This is a genomic window from Micromonospora sp. CA-248089, from assembly GCF_050948515.1.
Taxonomy (GTDB): Bacteria; Actinomycetota; Actinomycetes; order Mycobacteriales; family Micromonosporaceae; genus Micromonospora.
Map to the genome: position 1 here is coordinate 6,423,068 of NZ_CP192016.1, position 17,156 is coordinate 6,440,223.

The 17,156-nt window shown below is 72.3% G+C and carries 15 protein-coding genes and 1 pseudogene; 6 read left to right on the plus strand and 10 right to left on the minus strand.

Annotated elements, in window-relative coordinates:
• Window positions 1–3: 3 nt before the first annotated feature.
• The 5 genes and pseudogenes from ACQP26_RS30185 to ACQP26_RS30205 form a co-directional block, all read right to left on the minus strand.
• A complete protein-coding gene (locus ACQP26_RS30185; protein ID WP_269706962.1) occupies window positions 4–417 on the minus strand; it encodes a molybdenum cofactor biosynthesis protein MoaE in 414 nt (137 codons plus the stop codon).
• 47 nt (window positions 418–464) lie between these two features.
• Window positions 465–1,724 carry a molybdopterin molybdotransferase MoeA gene (locus tag ACQP26_RS30190; protein ID WP_433494596.1) on the minus strand — a complete coding sequence of 420 codons (1,260 nt, stop codon included), beginning with the start codon at window positions 1,722–1,724 and terminating at the stop codon, window positions 465–467.
• 37 nt (window positions 1,725–1,761) lie between these two features.
• Window positions 1,762–2,232 (minus strand): MogA/MoaB family molybdenum cofactor biosynthesis protein, encoded by a 471-nt coding sequence (locus ACQP26_RS30195; RefSeq protein WP_269703386.1) that lies wholly within the window; start codon window positions 2,230–2,232, stop codon window positions 1,762–1,764.
• A complete protein-coding gene (moaC, locus tag ACQP26_RS30200) occupies window positions 2,229–2,720 on the minus strand; it encodes a cyclic pyranopterin monophosphate synthase MoaC (protein ID WP_357902186.1) in 492 nt (163 codons plus the stop codon). Before moaC ends, ACQP26_RS30195 begins: the two co-directional genes overlap by 4 nt.
• 520 nt (window positions 2,721–3,240) lie before the next feature.
• Window positions 3,241–3,900, minus strand: a pseudogene (locus ACQP26_RS30205) (AfsR/SARP family transcriptional regulator); the annotation flags it as partial.
• A gap of 642 nt (window positions 3,901–4,542) precedes the next feature.
• Here ACQP26_RS30205 and ACQP26_RS30210 point away from each other — a divergent pair.
• The 5 genes from ACQP26_RS30210 (at window position 4,543) to ACQP26_RS30230 (ending at window position 10,236) form a co-directional block, all read left to right on the plus strand.
• Window positions 4,543–7,029, plus strand: coding sequence for a putative bifunctional diguanylate cyclase/phosphodiesterase (locus ACQP26_RS30210; protein WP_433496232.1), 2,487 nt, complete (start codon window positions 4,543–4,545; stop codon window positions 7,027–7,029).
• Window positions 7,030–7,069: 40 nt separating this feature from the next.
• Window positions 7,070–8,413, plus strand: a complete 1,344-nt coding sequence (locus tag ACQP26_RS30215; RefSeq protein WP_281579472.1) for a glycosyltransferase 87 family protein — start codon at window positions 7,070–7,072, stop codon at window positions 8,411–8,413.
• Window positions 8,410–9,042, plus strand: a complete 633-nt coding sequence (locus ACQP26_RS30220) for a phosphoribosyltransferase (RefSeq protein ID WP_269703381.1) — start codon at window positions 8,410–8,412, stop codon at window positions 9,040–9,042. The genes ACQP26_RS30215 and ACQP26_RS30220 overlap by 4 nt, the downstream gene beginning before the upstream one ends.
• A gap of 23 nt (window positions 9,043–9,065) precedes the next feature.
• The gene (locus tag ACQP26_RS30225; protein ID WP_281579470.1) at window positions 9,066–9,461 is read left to right on the plus strand and encodes a zf-TFIIB domain-containing protein; all 396 of its coding nucleotides are present in this window, start codon (window positions 9,066–9,068) and stop codon (window positions 9,459–9,461) included.
• A 94-nt stretch (window positions 9,462–9,555) separates the two neighbouring features.
• Window positions 9,556–10,236: a maleylpyruvate isomerase N-terminal domain-containing protein gene (locus ACQP26_RS30230; protein WP_433494597.1), complete on the plus strand. Its 681-nt coding sequence runs from the start codon at window positions 9,556–9,558 to the stop codon at window positions 10,234–10,236.
• Between the two features lie 6 nt (window positions 10,237–10,242).
• Here ACQP26_RS30230 and dnaB read toward each other — a convergent pair whose 3' ends face one another.
• Window positions 10,243–13,062, minus strand: coding sequence for a replicative DNA helicase (gene dnaB / locus ACQP26_RS30235; RefSeq protein WP_433494598.1), 2,820 nt, complete (start codon window positions 13,060–13,062; stop codon window positions 10,243–10,245).
• Between the two features lie 1,260 nt (window positions 13,063–14,322).
• Between dnaB and ACQP26_RS30240 the strand changes: the two genes are divergently transcribed.
• Window positions 14,323–15,150, plus strand: coding sequence for a hypothetical protein (locus ACQP26_RS30240; protein WP_433494599.1), 828 nt, complete (start codon window positions 14,323–14,325; stop codon window positions 15,148–15,150).
• Between the two features lie 78 nt (window positions 15,151–15,228).
• On the opposite strand, the gene rplI is transcribed toward ACQP26_RS30240, so the two are convergent.
• The 4 genes from rplI to rpsF form a co-directional block, all read right to left on the minus strand.
• A complete protein-coding gene (gene rplI, locus ACQP26_RS30245) occupies window positions 15,229–15,675 on the minus strand; it encodes a 50S ribosomal protein L9 (RefSeq protein WP_018788496.1) in 447 nt (148 codons plus the stop codon).
• Window positions 15,676–15,689: 14 nt separating this feature from the next.
• Window positions 15,690–15,929 (minus strand): 30S ribosomal protein S18, encoded by a 240-nt coding sequence (gene rpsR, locus ACQP26_RS30250; protein WP_013289355.1) that lies wholly within the window; start codon window positions 15,927–15,929, stop codon window positions 15,690–15,692.
• A 41-nt stretch (window positions 15,930–15,970) separates the two neighbouring features.
• Complete coding sequence (locus ACQP26_RS30255; RefSeq protein WP_018788497.1) at window positions 15,971–16,498, minus strand: single-stranded DNA-binding protein; 528 nt, start codon at window positions 16,496–16,498, stop codon at window positions 15,971–15,973.
• An 82-nt stretch (window positions 16,499–16,580) separates the two neighbouring features.
• Window positions 16,581–16,871: a 30S ribosomal protein S6 gene (gene rpsF, locus ACQP26_RS30260; RefSeq protein WP_013289357.1), complete on the minus strand. Its 291-nt coding sequence runs from the start codon at window positions 16,869–16,871 to the stop codon at window positions 16,581–16,583.
• Window positions 16,872–17,156: the final 285 nt, after the last annotated feature.

The window sequence follows — 17,156 nt, forward strand, 5'->3', positions numbered from 1 at the left end:
CCCTCAGGGGCAGTTCACCCACTCCTCGGTGCCGTCGTCGAAAACCTGGCGCTTCCAGATCGGCAGCCGGGCCTTCACCTCGTCGACCAGCCGTGCGCAGGCCGCGAACGCGGCGGCCCGGTGCGCCGTGCTGACCGCCGCCACCAGCGCCACGTCCCCGATCTCCAGCGGGCCGATCCGATGCGACACCGCCACCGCGTACACCTGCGGGTCGGCCGCGACCTCGGCCGCCACCTCGCGCAGCACCGCCTCGGCGGTGGGGTGGCCCTCGTACTCCAGCCGGGTGACCGCCCGCCCGTGGTCGTGGTCGCGGACCACGCCCTGGAAGGACACCACCGCACCGGCCCGGCGGTCGGCCACCGCCGCCTCGTGTTCGGCCAGGTCGAGCGGCCGGTCGGTCACCGTGCCGAGCACCATGCCTGCGTCCACTGTCACGACGTCTCCCGTCGGTTCGTTCGTCGCGCTCACCCGAATCGCTCCCCGGGGGTCAGTGGCAGCGGCACGAACGGCACGCGGTCACCGGCCGCGCCGCTGGTGCCGGGCCGGATCACCGCGAACCCGTCCGCGCCGGCCAGTCCGCGCAGCATCGCCGAGCCGACGTGCCGCACCGGGTACGCGGTGCCGGCGACGCGGTCCCGGCGGGCGAGTGCCAGGTGGGTGTAGTCACCGCGCCCGGGAATGGGCTCGGCGAGCGTCACGTGCGGCAGCACCGGCATCGGCCGGCCGGTGAGACCGGCGAGCAGGGGCGCGACGAGCGACACGAGCGCCACCACCGCCGACTGCGGATTGCCGGGCAGGCCGGCCACGAACCGCACCCGGCCGTCGCCGTCCACCAGGCGGGCGAGCAGCATCGGAAAACCCGGGCGCACCGCGACGGTGTTCACCACGTAGTCGGCGCCGAGCGCCTCCAGCGTCGGGTGCAGGTGGTCGACCGGGCCGTGCATGGTGCCGCCGGTGGTGCACACCAGGTCGGCGTTGGCGAGCGCGCCGCGCAACGCCGCCACGTGCGCGGGCAGCGTGTCGGCGACCGGCCCGACCACGTCGGCGGCGCGCATCTGGCAGCCGTAGCGACGCAGCCATGCCGGCACCGACGGGCCGAGCGCGTCCCGGACCCGGCCCGCGCCGGGCGGACCCGAGGTGAGCAGTTCGTCGCCGAAGACCAGCAGCGCGGCCCGGGGTGGGCGGCGGACCCGCAGCGTGTCGTGCCCGCAGGAGGCGGCCAGGCCGATCACCGCCGGGTCGACGGGCGTGCCGGCGGGCAGCAGCTCCTCCCCGAGGTGCGCCTCCTCACCCGGCTCCCGCCACTCCGGTGCTGGTCGGGGCGTGCCGGACACCAGGCCGTCCGCCGTACGCGCCGACTCCTCGATCCGCAGGATCGCCGTCGTGCCCTCGGGCACCATCGCGCCGGTGGCGATCTCGACGGTGCTGCCGTCCGCCTCCAGCGGCGATGCGGTGTGCCCGGCGAGCACCCGCCCGACGACCCGCCACGGCCCCGGGCCGCGCACCGCCCAGCCGTCCACGCTGGAGGTGGGGAACGCGGGCAGGTCGGTACGCGTGGTCAGCGGCTCGGCCAGCGTGTGCCCGTCGGCCTCGGCCAGCGGACGGGCGACAGCGGGGAGCGCGGCGGACAGGCCCACCGCGTACACCCGGGAGCGGGCCTCCTCCCACCCGGCCGGGGGTGGCGTGGCCGCCTCGGCCGCGGCGGCTTCGGTTTCCGTGCTCATCCGGCGAGCCTAACGCCGGAGCACGTGCCTCGCGGGTTCAGTGGTCGCCGCCGCGAAGCTGGTCGACGGCGTGCCGCAGGATCGGCCCGAGCACGGCCAGGCCGTCCCGGGCGCCGCCGCGTGAACCGGGCAGGTTGACCACGAGCGTCCGGCCGGTCACCCCGGCCAGCCCGCGGGACAGCGCCGCGGTCGGCACTGCGTCGCGGCTGTGCGCGCGGATCGCCTCGGCGATGCCGGGGATCTCGTAGTCGAGCAGCGCCCGGGTCACCTCGGGCGTGCGGTCGGTCGGCGTGATGCCGGTGCCGCCGCTGGTCAGCACCACGTCGACGCCGTCGGCGCGGGCGGCACGCAGGGCGTCGCCGACCGGTTCGCCGTCCGGCACCACCACCGGGGCGTCGACCTCGCAGCCCAGCTCGCGCAGCCCGGTCACGAGCAGCGGGCCGCTGGTGTCCTCGTACACCCCGGCGGCGGCCCGGTTGGACGCCACGATCACCCGGGCCCGGATCACGGCCGGTCCTCCGGCCGGACCCACTCGCCGGTCTTGCCGCCCTCCTTGCGGAGCACCCGGACGGCGTCCACCGAGGCGGCCGGGTCGACGGCCTTCACCATGTCGACCAGGGCGAGCCCGGCGACCGCCACGGCGGTCAGGGCCTCCATCTCCACGCCGGTGCGGTCGGCGGTCTTCGCGGTGGCGGTGATCTCCACCGTGTCGGCGGTGAGTGTCAGGTCGACGGTCACGCCGTGCAGCGCGATCGGGTGGCAGAGCGGGATCAGGTCGGGTGTGCGTTTGGCGCCCATGATGCCGGCGAGCCGGCCGACGGCGAGCGCGTCGCCCTTGGGCAGGCCGTCGCGGCGCAGCAACTCCACCACCTCGGCGGTGGTGCGCAGGCGGCCGGCGGCGACCGCGAGCCGGCCCGAGACCGGCTTGGCGGAGACGTCGACCATCCGGGCCGCACCGGCCGGGTCGACGTGGGTGAGCTGCGCGGGTTCGGTCACGGCCCGACCCTATCCGCCGGGTACGACGTCGCGGGGTGAGGCGGCCGGCGGCGGGGAGGAGCGCCGTTTCGGGTGCCGATGCACGACGCCCCTCCTCACCTGCCCACCGTCGATTCGCTGGGGGGAAATTGACGGTGGGGGCCTCGTTCGTCCGTGTTCGCGCGCTGTGTCCCCGCAGGTCGACGAAGAGTTGCCCGTCGGGGAAGCGCTCGGCCGACCGGGAGGCCACGTGCAGGGCGAGAGTCGTCTTGCCGCAGCCCGCCATGCCGTCGATCACCCGGATCGTCGGACCTTGCCCGGAAGCCTCGCCCACTTCGTACAACAATCGATCGACCGTTTCCTCCCGGCCGACGAAATTCATCACCGTTCGTGGCAACCAATTGCGCTTATGAGCACCACTCCGGATGGGCTCCACCTCGCGCGCCGATTCCGGAATCCGGCGTCGAGCCTGGGTCGCCGCCATCCGAAGTCGCTCCATCTCCGCGCTGGGTGCCACCCCGAGCTGGTCGGACAACGCTTCGCGAGTGGCGCGGTAGACGGCGAGGGCGCCACCTGCGTCACCGGCCCCGATGAGGGCACGCATCAGGAGACACTGTGCTCGTTCCCAAAGCGGCTCGCGCGGGACCTGATCCCGCAGAAACGACACCGCCGATTCCGGATTCCCCATGCTGAGGTGGGCCTCCGCCAGCAGCTCCAGCGTTGCACGGCGTTCCTGGTTCATCGCTTCCCGCCGGACGGTCAGCACCGGCCCCAGCGTCAACCCCGCGAGCAGTGGATCTGCAGCATCAACCGCATCCTTCAGCAACGTGATCGCCTGCGCCGGTTCTCCCGCACGCATCAGCTCCCGGCCCTGGCGCCAGCGCGCGGTCCGCCGGTGCAGGTCGATCAGATTCTCGTCGGCGACAAGGCGGTAGCCACCTTGTTCACGGACAATCCTGAGCCTCTCGACCCCGGACGAGTCGAGGCCTCGCCGCAGGTTGGCGGCGTAGGTCCGCGCGTTGGCGATCGCGGAGCGGGGTGGGCCGTCGGGCCACAGCTCGTCAACCAGTTCGTGCACCGGGACCAACTGGTTGGCCCGCACAATCAGTAGCGCCAACACCAACTGCTGTTTGGGTGTCCCGAGCGAAAGGTCGGCCGTGCCGAGCCGCACCGCCAAACCACCGACAACTTGGATTTCCATGGTGCTGTTCCAGCCTCAGTCGGCTCCCGTCCACGCCCAGGCCGCAGCGTAATCGATCGGCCGCAAGGCCGTTGCCCCATCCAGGGGGGCCACGCACCGCCACTCCTCATCCGTCCCGACGATGAAAGCCGCCCGAGCAACGGTTGTAATGTCCAGCCGTCACGGCGACGCTACAGGCGACGAGAGAGGCTTTGGCCTTTCCCATGGCGCTGAGCGACTGGGCGGGTACGTGAAGCATACGGTCGGCTCCGCTCCGCTTACAGCGCATGGACAGAACGTCATTTAATCCGCAATAGTTACTTATATTGCGCATACCGACATTAATGCTTTCTTATCAGCCTCACCTCGCTCTAACCTGCTCTTCAAGGGAACAGGGGGCGCCTCAACCGCCCAAACAGAGATATCCGAGGAGGGTCGTGACAATGCGCAGCACCGAATGGACCTGAGAGAACTCCGGCCATCTGCAATCACGATCCAATTGATATCTGAGGAGGGGCGATCAATGCGTAGCACCGAATGGACCTGAAGGTTCTCACGGCCCCGGCGAAGAGGTAGGCTGCCGCTCATCGCATTCCGACGGTGAGCGGCGGGTGATGCCGGTTGAGCCGAACGGCGGACAGTCGAAGGGTTGTCGAACCGCCTCTGCGCCTGCTCGTGTACAGCGTGAGCGGCTGCGCGGCGTTCGTCGTGCTCGCCGCCCTGCTCACCGTCCGGAACCAGCCGCCCGATTCGGTCCGTGATCTCGTGACCGTCACAGCTTTGGTGGTGACGGTCGCCTTGGCCACGGTGATCAAGACCCCGTTGCGCATACGGTCGACCACCTTGGCCTTCGCCTGGGTCGAGACCGCGATCGTCATCGGTCTCGCCGTCGCCCCGGCCTCCTGGGTAATCCTGGCAACCGGCGTCGGTGTGGGCTGCGGATCAGTCACTCGGTTGGCGCCCATCAAGACGACGTTCGCCGTCGCGAAGCACACGCTGGTCGCCGGCGGCAGCGCGCTCGTCACACTGCTGTTCGGCGGGATCTGGCCACCCCATGAGCCGCTCCACATCCTGCTGCTGCTGGGGGTCGTCTACCTGGTAGCGGCGCTACTCGACGATCTCCTGGCCATGCCGGTCATCGCCCTCGCGTCCGGGACGCCCATCGCCCGCCAGTTCCGTACCGACCTCGACCTGCGGGTCGCCGGGTTCGCTGTCCGCTTCCTCGTGGCCGCGTGCACCGTCCTCATCCTGCGGGCCGACCCCCGTTTACTGCTCGCCGTGCCTCCGCTGGTCCTCAGCCTGCACCTGGCCTACTCCGCCCGGATCCGCACCCGCACCGAGCAACAGGCATGGCAGCGCCTGGCCCGGACCACCGACGCCCTCAACGTGGTCGACCTCGACCAGGTGCTCACCACGGCGGTCACCGAAGCCAGCGAACTCTTCTCCGCCGACGAGGTCGAGATCGAGCTGCGCGACGGCGGACGCACCATCCGGGGCGACAGCACGAACATCGCGTACGACGGAGTCGCCCCCCAGCCCAGCGCCGTCGACGGTCAGGTCATGCCGGTCGCCCTGGAGGGCCACGACCGGACCGACGACGTCGGCGTCCTGCGGCTGCGGTTCGCCGGTCCGGTGGAGCTCTCCGAGCGGGAGCAGTACACCCTGCGTACCTTCGCCTCCGCCCTGTGCACCGCGGTCCGCAACGCCCAGGCGTACGCCGAACTCGCCCGCATCGCCGAGGACCACGCCTACGCCGCCACCCACGACGCCCTCACCGGCCTGTCCAACCGCCGGCACCTGCTCGACGAGGGCAGCGCCCAGCTCACCACCCGGCACGCCGACGGCGTCACCGCCCTGGTGCTGATCGACCTCAACCACTTCAAGGAGGTCAACGACACCCTCGGGCACGGCGCCGGTGACCGGGTACTGATCCAGGTCGCCGAGCGGCTGCGCGACGCCGCGAACCCCGACGACCTGGTCGCCCGGCTCGGCGGCGACGAGTTCGCCGTCCTCCTGCGCGGCCTGCCCGCCCCGGCCGTCGCCGCCCACCGCGCCGAAGCCCTGCTCGCGGCACTGCACGACCCGCTCGACCTCGACGGCATGCGGATCAGCGTGGAGGCCAGCGGCGGCATCGCTGTCGCCCCCGCCACCGGCGGCATGGCGGAACTGCTGCGACGCGCCGACGTGGCCATGTACCAGGCCAAACGCGCCGGGCAACGCGTCGCCACCTACGCACCGGCCCGCGACACCGCCGACCTGAGCCGACTCACCCTCGGCGGCGAACTGCCCCGCGCCGTCGCCGACCACGAGTTCACCGTCAACTTCCAGCCCATCGTCGACCTGGCGAGCGGCGAGGTGATCGGCGCCGAGGCCCTGGCCCGCTGGCACCACCCCACCCACGGGCTCATCGACCCGCTGCGCTTCCTCGAAGCGGTCGAACGGTCCGGGCTCCTCCCCGCGTTCGCCGAGGCGATCCTCGACCAGGCGCTCATCGCCGCCGGATCCTGGCGCGACGCCGGCTTCGACCTGCCCGTCTCGGTGAACGTGTCCCCGCGCAGCCTCCTCGACGCCCGCTTCCCCGGCGCCGTGCTGGCCCGGCTGCGCGCCCACGACCTCCCGCCGGACCGCCTCGTGCTGGAACTGACCGAGACACTCACACTCAGCCAACTCGACGTCGTCGACCGCGTCCTCAGCCGGCTACGCGACTCCGGCGTCCGGCTCGCACTCGACGACTTCGGCACCGGATACTCGTCGCTCTCCCTGCTCTCCCGCATCCCCGTACACGAACTGAAGATCGACCGCAGCTTCGTCGGCGCCATGGAGACCGCCCCCGAAGCCGCCGCCGTCATCCGCTCCACCCTCGACCTCGGCCGCAGCCTCGACCTCACCGTCGTCGCCGAAGGCGTGGAGAGCGAACCGCAACGCCGCGCGCTCTGGGAACTCGGCTGCGCCGCCGGACAGGGCCACCTGTTCGCCCGCCCGCTACCCGCCGCCGCGCTGCTCGCCACCCTCCAACGCGGCCACGGCGGCCGGACCGGCGCGCTCGCACCCGCGCTGCACGACACCGGCGCCGTCATCCGCCTCCCCGGCCGCCGCACCGGCCGCACCCGCCCGGCACCCCCCACCGCCACCGACGCCCGGCAACCCTGACCCGGCCGGGGCACCCCGCCGGTCTGCCACACTGGCCCGCGTGACCGCCCACGCCGACCCGGCAACCCCCGTCTCCCGCCGCTGGTCGGCACTCGACACCGCCGCCGGCGGCCTCGCCCTCGACCTGGGCCTCTACGCCGCCGCCACCGTCTTCGCCGCGATCACCGCCGCCACCTCAACACTCCCCCCGCACCGCGCCTGGGGCGCCGTCGCCACCATCGGGTACGCCCTCGCCACGCTCGCCGCCACCACCCAACTGCTCGCCCGCCGCCGCCACCCCGGCACCCCCTTGGCCGGGCTGCCCGCACGCTGGACCGTCGCCGGTCTCACCTGGGCCGCCACCGCGCTCCTGCCGGTCGTCACGCAGAGCATCGAACGCGCCGGCGGACGCACCGACCGCGCCCAGGAGGAGGTGATCGTCGTCGAACACGCCGGCGCCCGCCTCGCCGAACACGGCACCCCCTACCTCGGACCCGACGCCATCGCTGCCCTGCCACCCGGCGAACAACTCCTCGGCTACACCCCGTACCAGCCCGGCATGGCGCTGTTCGGGCTGCCCCGCGCCGCCCTGGACACCTGGTGGACCGACTCCCGCGTCTGGTTCGCCGTGGTCACCGCACTCACAGTCGTCGCCCTCGTCGCCACGCTGCGCACCGGCGGCGGCCCGGACGCACCCCGCCGCGACGCCGCCGTCCTGCGCGCCGTCCAGGCCGCCACCGTCCTGCCCGTCTGCGCGCTCACCCTCGCCACCGGCGGCGACGACCTCCCCGTACTCGCGCTCTGCCTCCTCGCCCTCGCGCTCGCCGCCGCCGGCCGGCCCGGCCGGGCCGGCCTCGCGGTCGGCGCCGCCGGCGCCCTCAAACTCTTCGCCTGGCCGATCGCCGTCGTGCTGATCTGCTGGGCCGCCACCCGCCGGTCCGCGACCCGCACCGCCCTCGGCGCCGTCGGCCTGCCCGTCCTCGCCCTGGTCCCGGTCCTGCTCGTCGACCGCGACGCCCTCGTCGAGAACGTCCTGCGCTTCCCGCTCGGCCACGGCCTCGTCACCAGCCCCGCCCAGTCGCCCTTCCCCGGACACCTCATCGCCGAGACACTCCCGGCCGGCCGCGCCGTCGCCGCCGCGCTGCTCGTCGCCGCCGGAGCAGCCATCGCCGTCCGGCTGCTGCGCCGCCCGCCCCGCACCGCCGCCGCCACGGCCCTCATCTGCGGGTACGGGCTGCTCGCCGCGATCCTGCTGATGCCCTCCACCCGCTTCGGCTACCTGCTCTACCCGGCCGCCCTGCTCGTCCTCGCCCCCGCGCTGGCGCTCACCCGACCGGACGACAGGGCGACATTCCCGGCAACCGCCCCGCGCGACCCGGCCGGAAGGCGTACACCTGAGGAATGACCACCTACCGCGACCGGACCGAGGCGGGACGTGAACTCGCCGAGCGACTCGCCGACCTCGCCGGCCGGCCCGACGTCCTCGTGCTCGGCCTGGTCCGCGGCGGCGTACCCGTCGCCCGGGTGGTCGCCGACCGGCTCGGCGCACCCCTGGACGTGCTCGTCGTCCGCAAACTCGGCGTGCCCTGGGCGCCCGAGGTCGCGTACGGCGCGCTCGGCCCCGGCGGCGTGCAGGTCCTCAACGAGATGGTCGCCGACCGGATCAGCGAGAACGACAGGGCCCAGGTCCGCCGCCGCGAACAGGCCGAACTGGACCGCCGCGAACGGCGCTACCGAGGCGGCCGCCCACCGCTCGACCTCACCGGGCGCACCGCCGTCATCGTCGACGACGGACTCGCCACCGGCGCCACCGCCCGCGCCGCCGTCCAGGTCGCCCGCCACCTCGGCGCCACCCGCGTCCTGGTCGCCGTCCCCGTCGGTTCCGAGCAGGCGTACGACATGCTCGCCGCCGCGGCCGACACGGTCGTGAGCTGCCAACTCCCGCACGACTTCGCCGCCGTCGGCGGGTACTACGAGGACTTCCACGAGGTCTCCGACGACGAGGTCACGCAGGCGCTGACCGCCACCGCGTGAAAACACCCGGTACCGTCGTTGTCATGCAGATGACCTGTCCCAAGTGCCGCGGAGAAATGCGCCAGTACGAGCGCAGCGGAGTAGTCATCGACCAGTGCGGCGAATGCCGGGGCATCTTCCTCGACCGCGGCGAGCTGGAAAAGCTGTTCGATGCCGAGGCCAACTGGAACCAGCAGCACGGCGGCGCCCGGCAGCCCGCCCCGTCCGGTGCCGGCTACCCGCCGCCCCCGCCGCCCCCGCCCGCCGCCGCGCCGCACCAGCCCGGCTACGGCGCCGTCCCCCCGCCCCCTCCTCCGCCGCCGCCCGGCCACGGCTACGCGCAGCCCGCGTACGGCCACAGTCAGCAGCAGCACTACGGCTACCACGGCCACTACCGGCGGAAGAAGAAGCACGGCTTCCTCGGCGAACTGTTCGACTGACCGCCGGGCACGCGCACGCCGGGCCGGTGCACCGCATCGACCCGGCGCGCTCGTCGCCGTGCCGCACCCGCCCCACCGTGGCAGGCTGCACGGCATGAGCCCGATCCGGCAGCACGAGGCGCTGGCCCAGGCGTACGACGGCATCACCGCAGTGGTCACACCGCTGGACGACGCCGGCCTGCAACGACCCACCCGGTGTCGTGGCTGGGTCGTCGCCGACCTGCTCTTCCACGTGCTCTGCGACGCCCAGCGCGCACTCGTGGCCCTGGCCAGCCCCGCGTCCGGGCCGGCCGACGTGGACGACGTCAGCTACTGGCGCGCCTTCACCCCCGGCGACGACGACACGAGCGCGCGGCACGCCTGGTGGGCACGCCGCTCCGCCGCCGCCTTCGACCGGCCCACGAGCGTGGTCCGCCTCTGGGCCGACACCGCGCCCGCCGCCGTCCGCGCGGCCACCGCCGCGGACCCCGACGGGTACGTGACCACGCAGGGCCACGTGCTGCGCGTACCCCATCTGCTCGCCACCCTGACCACCGAGGCGGTCATCCACCACCTGGACCTGGTGGTGGATCTGCCGGACGCGCCGCGGCCGGCGGCGGACCCGACGCGGGTCGCGGTGACCACGATGGACGGCCTGCTCAGCGACGACGCGGTACGGCCGGCCGGTTGGGACGACCACGACTACCTGCTGAAGGCCGCCGGGCGGGTGCCGCTCACCGACCGGGACCGGCTGGAGCTGGGCGAGGCCGCCGGCTGGTTCCCGCTGCTCGGCTGACGCCGCTCAGACGATCGCCATGTCCACGAAGCGCGACAGGTGCAGCTGGGCCGCGACAGTCACCGTGTCCGTCGGCCCATTCCTGTGCTTGGCGACTATGAAGTCCGCCTCGCCCGCTCGCGGCGACTCCTTGTCGTAGTAGTCGTCGCGGTGCAAAAGGATGACAACGTCCGCATCCTGCTCAATCGAGCCAGATTCACGCAAGTCGGACAATTGCGGTCTTTTGTCGGTTCGCTGCTCGGGACCACGGTTCAGCTGACTCACCGCGATCACCGGGCACTCGACCTCCTTGGCGAGCAGCTTCAGGCCACGGGACAGGTCCGCGACCTCCTGCTGCCGGCTCTCGGTGCGCTTCGGCGAGGTCATCAGCTGGAGATAGTCGACGACGATCAGCTTCAGATCGTGCCTCTGCTTGAGCCGTCGCGCCTTCGCCCGGATCTCCATGAGGTTCATGCTCGGCGTGTCGTCGACGAAGAGCGGCGCCTCGCTGATCTCGCCCATGCAGCGGGCGAGCTTGGTCCAGTCGTCGTCGGAGAGCTGCCCGCTCCGCAGCACGTGCAGCGGTACGCGTGCCTCGGCCGAGAGGAGCCGCATGACGATCTCGACCTTGCTCATTTCCAGCGAGAAGATCGCCGCCGCCTGGTTGGCGCGAATCGCCGCGTTGCGGGCGAAGTCCATGCTCGCCGTGCTGTTGTGCGTCGGGATCATCGAGCGGCCCGCCAGATACAGATGGTCGGGATTGTCGACGGTCACGCAGCGCACCGGAACGCTCGGCACCGGACGGACGTCCACGATGAAGCGGGAGTGGGAGCGGACGTCCGAGGACGTCCGGCGTCGGGCCGCATGGGCGGTCCGCTTCCGATCCAGCCGGAAGACCGTGTCCGGCGTGGAGAAGTTCAGCGTGTACGCGACCGACGACTCCTCGGTACGGCCACGCACCTTGCGCTCGGTCATGGTGCACCGGTAGCCCAGGCTCACGACGAGTTCCCGCACGCCGTCGATCAAGCGCCGCGAGGTGGACGTGTACTGGAGGTTCCCGGTCGGCGCCACCGTGCCGTCGGTGTCCATGAGACCGGCGAGCAACGCCCGGCGCTGGTTCTCGGAGGCGCGCAGGTAGTCCTGCGGAATGTGCTTGTCGTAAGCCACCCCGAGGTGGCGGAGCAGGGCCAGGAAGGAGCCGTTGCGCTCGTGACACTCGGCGCAGCGGCGGGTTCCGGGGTTCTCCCGCAGGGCACGAGTGGAGCCGCCGCAGTCGACGCAGGTGCGGTCCACCGCCCTGGCCGGCGTGGGCAGATGCACGCTGTAGACCATGGGACCGCTCGGGCGCACCAGGAAGCCGTCCCGGGTCACGAGGTGGACCATTTCGGCGTCCGCGGTGGTGAAGCGGCTGGCCCCGGTGTGCCCGTCGCCGAGCCACACCCCGAGGGTGTACGGCGGGACGGCCAGGTCGCGTTCCGGAAGTCGGAGCGGCGCGCAGTTCCGCACGGCGTGGTTGAGACGGCGGTCGGCCGTCGAGGTGCGGAGCGTGGCCGCGATCTGCGCCGTCGTGACGATCCCGTCGTGCTCGGCGCGACTGCCGGCGTTCACCGGTCGCTCCGCGCGTGCACGGAGGCCGGAGATCAACGCGCCCACCGGGTAGCCCGGGGCCGTCCAGTTGCGTGTCTTGCCGGCCCGGGTCACCGGTCGGGCGACCCGGCCGTTGGAACCCACCGTCTGCGCCACCGTGTGGAGCACGTTCCGGAATTCCGGGCCGACCTGTTCCAGGGTTTCCGCGAGAGTGACCAGGCGGTGCGGTGCGGCGGACGCGGCCGCCTCGGCCTCCCGCACCTTCGCCAACGCCGGCTCGGCCCAGTGGTGCCGCCGGCGTGCTTCCGGCTGGCGTCGGCTGGCCCGGGTGGTGGTCTTCCACAGGTGCTCGGCGTCCGCCACAATGACGCTTCCGTCGGAGAACTCGACCTCGTAGCAGGGGCGGTCGTCCATCACGTCGAAGACGTTGGTGATCGTCGTCGGCGTGCCGTCCGCGGCGAGGAGCTGCTCGCCGACGCGCACCTGACCCATTGTGGTCCAGCCCTGTGGGGTGGGCAGCGGGGTGTCGAGTGCGAGCGCCTTTCCGAGACCGGGCCGGCCGGCCACGATGATGAGCTGGCCCGCGTGCAGGCCGTTGAGCAGGCGGTCGAGGTCGGTGAACCCGGTCGGCACGCCGGTCATCACCCCGCCCTGGGCGCCGACCGCCTCGATCTCGTCGAGCGTCGGCTGGAGCATGTCGGCCAGGACGGCGAAGTCCTCGCTGACTCGCTTCTCGGTGACCTCGTAGACGGCCTGCTGGGCGAGGTCGACGACGTCGTCGACGTCGCGGCTGCCGCCCTGGCCGGTGCCGTAGCCGAGCTGCACGATCCGGGTACCGGCCTCGACCAGCCGGCGGAGCACGGCCCGCTCGCCGACGATGCGGGCGTAGTACGCGGCGTTCGCGGCGGTGGGCACGCTGGCGATCAGCGTGTGCAGGTAGGGGGCGCCACCGATGCGGGCCAGATCGCCGGAGTCGGCGAGCGCGGCGGCCACGGTGATCGGGTCGGCGGGTTCGCCGCGCCCGTAGATGTCCAGGATCGCGTCGAAGATGGTGGCGTGGACCGGCCGGTAGAAGTCGTTCGTCTTCAGGATCTCCACGACGTCCGCGATGGCGTCCTTGGAGAGCAGCATGCCGCCGAGCACGCACTGCTCGGCGGCGACGTCCTGAGGTGGTGTCTTCTCGAAGGGCGCATCGCGCGGCGGCGGCTCGGGTGAGGATCCCCCGGTCCGTTCCGCACGCGTCTCGTCGGTGACCGACACGGGTTCCCCCCTCGCTGCGTCGGATCGAGTCCAGCTCTATCGCCGGGGTATGACAACTCTCCGCCGACCCTCCGGTCGATCGGGGGTCATCGCCCGGCGGTCGGGGGACCACGATACGGAACCCGAGGTCAGCCGCTCAACAAGGCCGGTGGATGAGCCTCGGGACAACCTGTGGACGTCTGGGGACAGGCATGTGCGCAGGGTGTGCACAGGGTGTGGAAAAGTGATGGGGAATTCCGGGCGTATCCCCTCTGACCTGGGCTTTTCCTTTCCCCACCCTGTGGACGGAAGATTTCCGGCCAAGCTTTGTCGTCGTTCGTCCCGTACTATCGCTGCGAACGGCGACACCTGGGACAGCGGGTTTACTTTCGGGTTGAGAGAGGTCACGCTCCGGCCGTGAGACACCGGGACTGGGGAAGCGGGGAGGACAGCCCGCGCGAGCGACGGCCGAGCGGTTCCTGGGACGAGCCCGCCGGGTCGCGCCGGGCCGGCTCGTACGCCCCGGAGGGTTACCGCACGGCGAGCCGGCGGCGGGCGGTCGAACGTGGCCAGGACGAGCCGGTGGAGACGTACCTTCCCCGTTGGGCGCTCGAATCCGGTGTGAGTCGCGCGGACGGCGGCGGGCGGCACGCCGCGCCGGACGAAGACGAGGTGGAGACGCCCTCGTCCGGCGGTGGGTGGCGGGCGGCGGCCGGCCGGCGCGACGACGACCGGCGGGATCTGCGCGCTATCGGTGCGGGTCCGTTGTCGGACCACACCGCCGAGTGGACGATGGACGCCCCGCAGGAGCGGGGGTACGTGGGCAACCGGCGGGCGGACGAGGACGACGTGCCGGTGTCGGGGGCGGCACCCCGGAGCCGTCCGCGCCGGGCGGCGACGCGCCGGCCGCAGGTGATCTGGTCGGGGCTGCCGGAGTCGACGGGTTCGGGCGAAGGGCCGGTTGGGTCGGACGGCGAACGGCCGGCGGGTCGGCCGCGACGGTCGGCTTCCTCCTCCTGGCCGCCACCCGCGGGGTCGGAATCCTCGTGGTCGCGGCCGGCCGCCTCGGACGACGCGTGGTCCCGCTCGGGGACGGATGCGGAGTGGCCGGCGGCGGATGCGGGCCGGTCGCCGTCGCCGGCCGTGGAGCCGGAGCCGACCTGGGGGCGGGCAAGGGCGTCCGAGTCGGAGCCGGCCTGGGGGCGGGCGGCGGCGCCGTCGGAGCCGGCGCGGCCGGGTGCGGATCCGTGGCAGCGCCGCCGAGCGGCCGAGCGTGAACGGGTGGAGCCGCCGGCTGTCGATCCGTGGGACGCGTCGGGGGTGCACGCCTGGGACCGACCGGTGCCCGCGAGCCGCTGGGAGCGGGCGGAGGGTCGGTGGGACCGTACGGAGCACACGGGCGAGTGGGACCGGTTCACGGACACCGGTTTCCTGGAGCCGGTGCGGGACACCGACGACCGGTACCCGGCGGCCGACCCGTGGGACCGTACGGCGCCGCCGGTACGGGAGGGCTGGGCGTCGCCGGAACGGGCCGAGGCGTTCTGGTCCGGTACCCGGCTGTCGGGTGACGATCCGCGGTGGATGGAGACGCCGTCGACGGCTCCGCGTTCGCCCGCGGTGGCGTACTCGGCGCCGCGTCCGCGTGCGGTGCCTCGCCGTCGCCCGGTGGAACCCGCGCCGTCGACGTTGCGGCGGCGGGTGGAGACGATCGGCGGCGGTTCGTGGGGCCGCCGGCTGGAAGACGACCTGCTGGACCCGGATCCGGGTGGTCCGTTGCGGCCGCTCGTCTACACGGCGGCGTGTTATCTGGTGCCGGCGGTACTGCTCGTGGTCGGTCTGCTGTTCCTGAGTGGTCAGCCTCCGGCGGGGTGCGTCACGGACATCACCGGCGGGGGATGCGACTCGCAGCGTGCGCACGCGCTGGATTCGTTGGTGTCGGCGGCGCCGCGGTTCGGGTTGGCGATGGTGAGCAGCCTGGTGGTGGCGGTGCTGCTGCGGCAGGTCGGGACGACGTGGCGGTCGGCGACCGTGGCACTGGCGGCGGCGGTCGTGGGTGGCGGGCTGTCCACTGTGGTGATCAGCGCGGTGACGGGCAATCCGCTCGGCTGAGTCCGGCGGTGGGTCGGCGGGGATACGAAAAGGCCCGCACCGGAACTGGTGCGGGCCTTTCGCGTCGTGCTTCGGGTGTCAGCCCTTGACCACGTTCAGGTCGAACTTGGCGGTCACCTCGGGGTGCAGCCGGATGCTGACCGGGTAGGAGCCGAGCGCCTTGATGTGGCCGGGCAGCTCCAGCCGGCGGCGGTCCAGGGTCGGGCCGCCGGCGGCCTTGACGGCGTCGACGATCTCGGCCGGGGTGACCGAGCCGAAGAGCCGCCCGCCGTCGCCGGCGCGGGCCTTCAGGTTGACCTTCAGACCCTCGACCTGGGTCTTGACCTCGGTGGCGTGGCCCAGGTCGCGGATCTCGCGGGCCGAGCGGGCCCGCTTGATGACCGTGACCTGCTTCTCCGCGCCCTTGGTCCAGGCGATCGCGAAGCCCTGCGGCAGCAGGTAGTTACGGCCGAAGCCGTCCTTCACCTCGACGATGTCGCCCGGAGAGCCGAGGCCGGACACCTCCTGAGTCAGGATGATCTTCATGTCCGTGCCTCCTCTCAGCGGGTCGTGGCCGTGTACGGCAGGAGCGCCATCTCGCGGGCGTTCTTGACCGCACGGGCGATCTGCCGCTGCTGCTGCGAGGTGACGCCGGTCACCCGCCGAGCGCGGATCTTGCCGCGGTCGGAGATGAACTTGCGCAGCAGCGCGGTGTCCTTGTAATCGATGTAGGTGATCCCGTCCTTGTCGAGCGGGTTCACCTTCTTCTTCGGCTTGCGAAGGGCCGCAGCCTTAGCCATTGCTCGTGCTCCTGGTTTGCGATCGCGGGCGCTCGGCGCCATTAGAACGGAGGCTCCTCGTCGAAGTTGCCGCCCGAACCACCGCGGGAGGGGGCGGGGGCAGCAGAGGCCCAGGGGTCGTCGAAGTTGCCTCCGCCGCCGCCCTGGCCGCCACCACCACCGAAGCCGCCGCCACCGCCACCGGAGCGGGACATCTTCTGCACCTTCGCCGTGGCGTAGCGCAGCGACGGGCCGATCTCGTCGACCTCCAGCTCGATGACGGTGCGCTTCTCACCCTCGCGGGTCTCGTACGACCGCTGGCGCAGCCGGCCGGACACGATCACGCGAGCGCCGCGCTGCAGCGACTCGGCGACGTTCTCGGCGGCCTGGCGCCAGACCGTGCACGAGAGGAACAGCGGCTCGCCGTCCTTCCACTCGCCGGAGGCCTTGTCCATGAAGCGGGGCGTCGAAGCGACCCGGAACTTGGCGACCGCCGCACCGGAGGGGGTGAATCGCAACTCGGGGTCATCGGTCAGGTTGCCGATGACCGTGATGGTGGTGTCTCCTGCCATGACCATCTCCTCGCGCACTCATCTTTGTGCCGTACAGGCTCTCAGAGCCGTACGACAGCGTGGATGAGGCTTGTGATCCGGACGTGCCGGGTCTAGATGCTCAGCGCATCTCCGGGCGGATGACCTTGGTGCGCAGCACCGACTCGTTGAGTCGGAGCTGACGGTCCAGCTCGCCAACGGCCTCCGGCGTCGCCTGGAGGTCGATGACGGCGTAGATGCCCTCGGCCTTCTTGTTGATCTCGTACGCGAGGCGCCGACGGCCCCACACGTCGGTCTTCTCCACCGAGCCACCCGCGGTCCGGATCACGTTCAGGTACGTGTCGAGCGACGGGGCGACGGTGCGCTCCTCGAGGCTGGGATCGAGGATCACCATGACTTCATAATGACGCAAGACGTGCTCACCTCCTGTGGGCTAGGCGGCCACGGTCCTTCCGTGGCAGGAGGTCGTGCGTCGTCGCCCGTGGCCGGTGCCGGGGGAACCCGGTCGGACACACGGACAACCGGACCAGGATAGCCGGTCCGGACGATCATGGCCGGGCCGGTGGCCCCGGCGAGCCGGGAGCGGCGACAGGGGTCCACCTCCGGCGAGCCGGCAGGTGGACCCCTGTCCACGGGACCGCGGGGCGTCCCGTCCGCATTCCTTGGGTGGGACCTGGGGAGGAACGACCACACCGAT

Excerpts from the sequence above, each read along its gene's own strand:
- rplI (WP_018788496.1), bottom strand. The coding sequence starts at position 15,675 with ATGAAGATCATCCTGACTCAGGAGGTGTCCGGCCTCGGCTCTCCGGGC.
- ACQP26_RS30185 (WP_269706962.1), bottom strand. The coding sequence starts at position 417 with ATGGTGCTCGGCACGGTGACCGACCGGCCGCTCGACCTGGCCGAACAC.
- rpsR (WP_013289355.1), bottom strand. The coding sequence starts at position 15,929 with ATGGCTAAGGCTGCGGCCCTTCGCAAGCCGAAGAAGAAGGTGAACCCG.
- ACQP26_RS30190 (WP_433494596.1), bottom strand. The coding sequence starts at position 1,724 with ATGAGCACGGAAACCGAAGCCGCCGCGGCCGAGGCGGCCACGCCACCC.
- ACQP26_RS30225 (WP_281579470.1), top strand. The coding sequence starts at position 9,066 with ATGCAGATGACCTGTCCCAAGTGCCGCGGAGAAATGCGCCAGTACGAG.
- ACQP26_RS30220 (WP_269703381.1), top strand. The coding sequence starts at position 8,410 with ATGACCACCTACCGCGACCGGACCGAGGCGGGACGTGAACTCGCCGAG.
- ACQP26_RS30230 (WP_433494597.1), top strand. The coding sequence starts at position 9,556 with ATGAGCCCGATCCGGCAGCACGAGGCGCTGGCCCAGGCGTACGACGGC.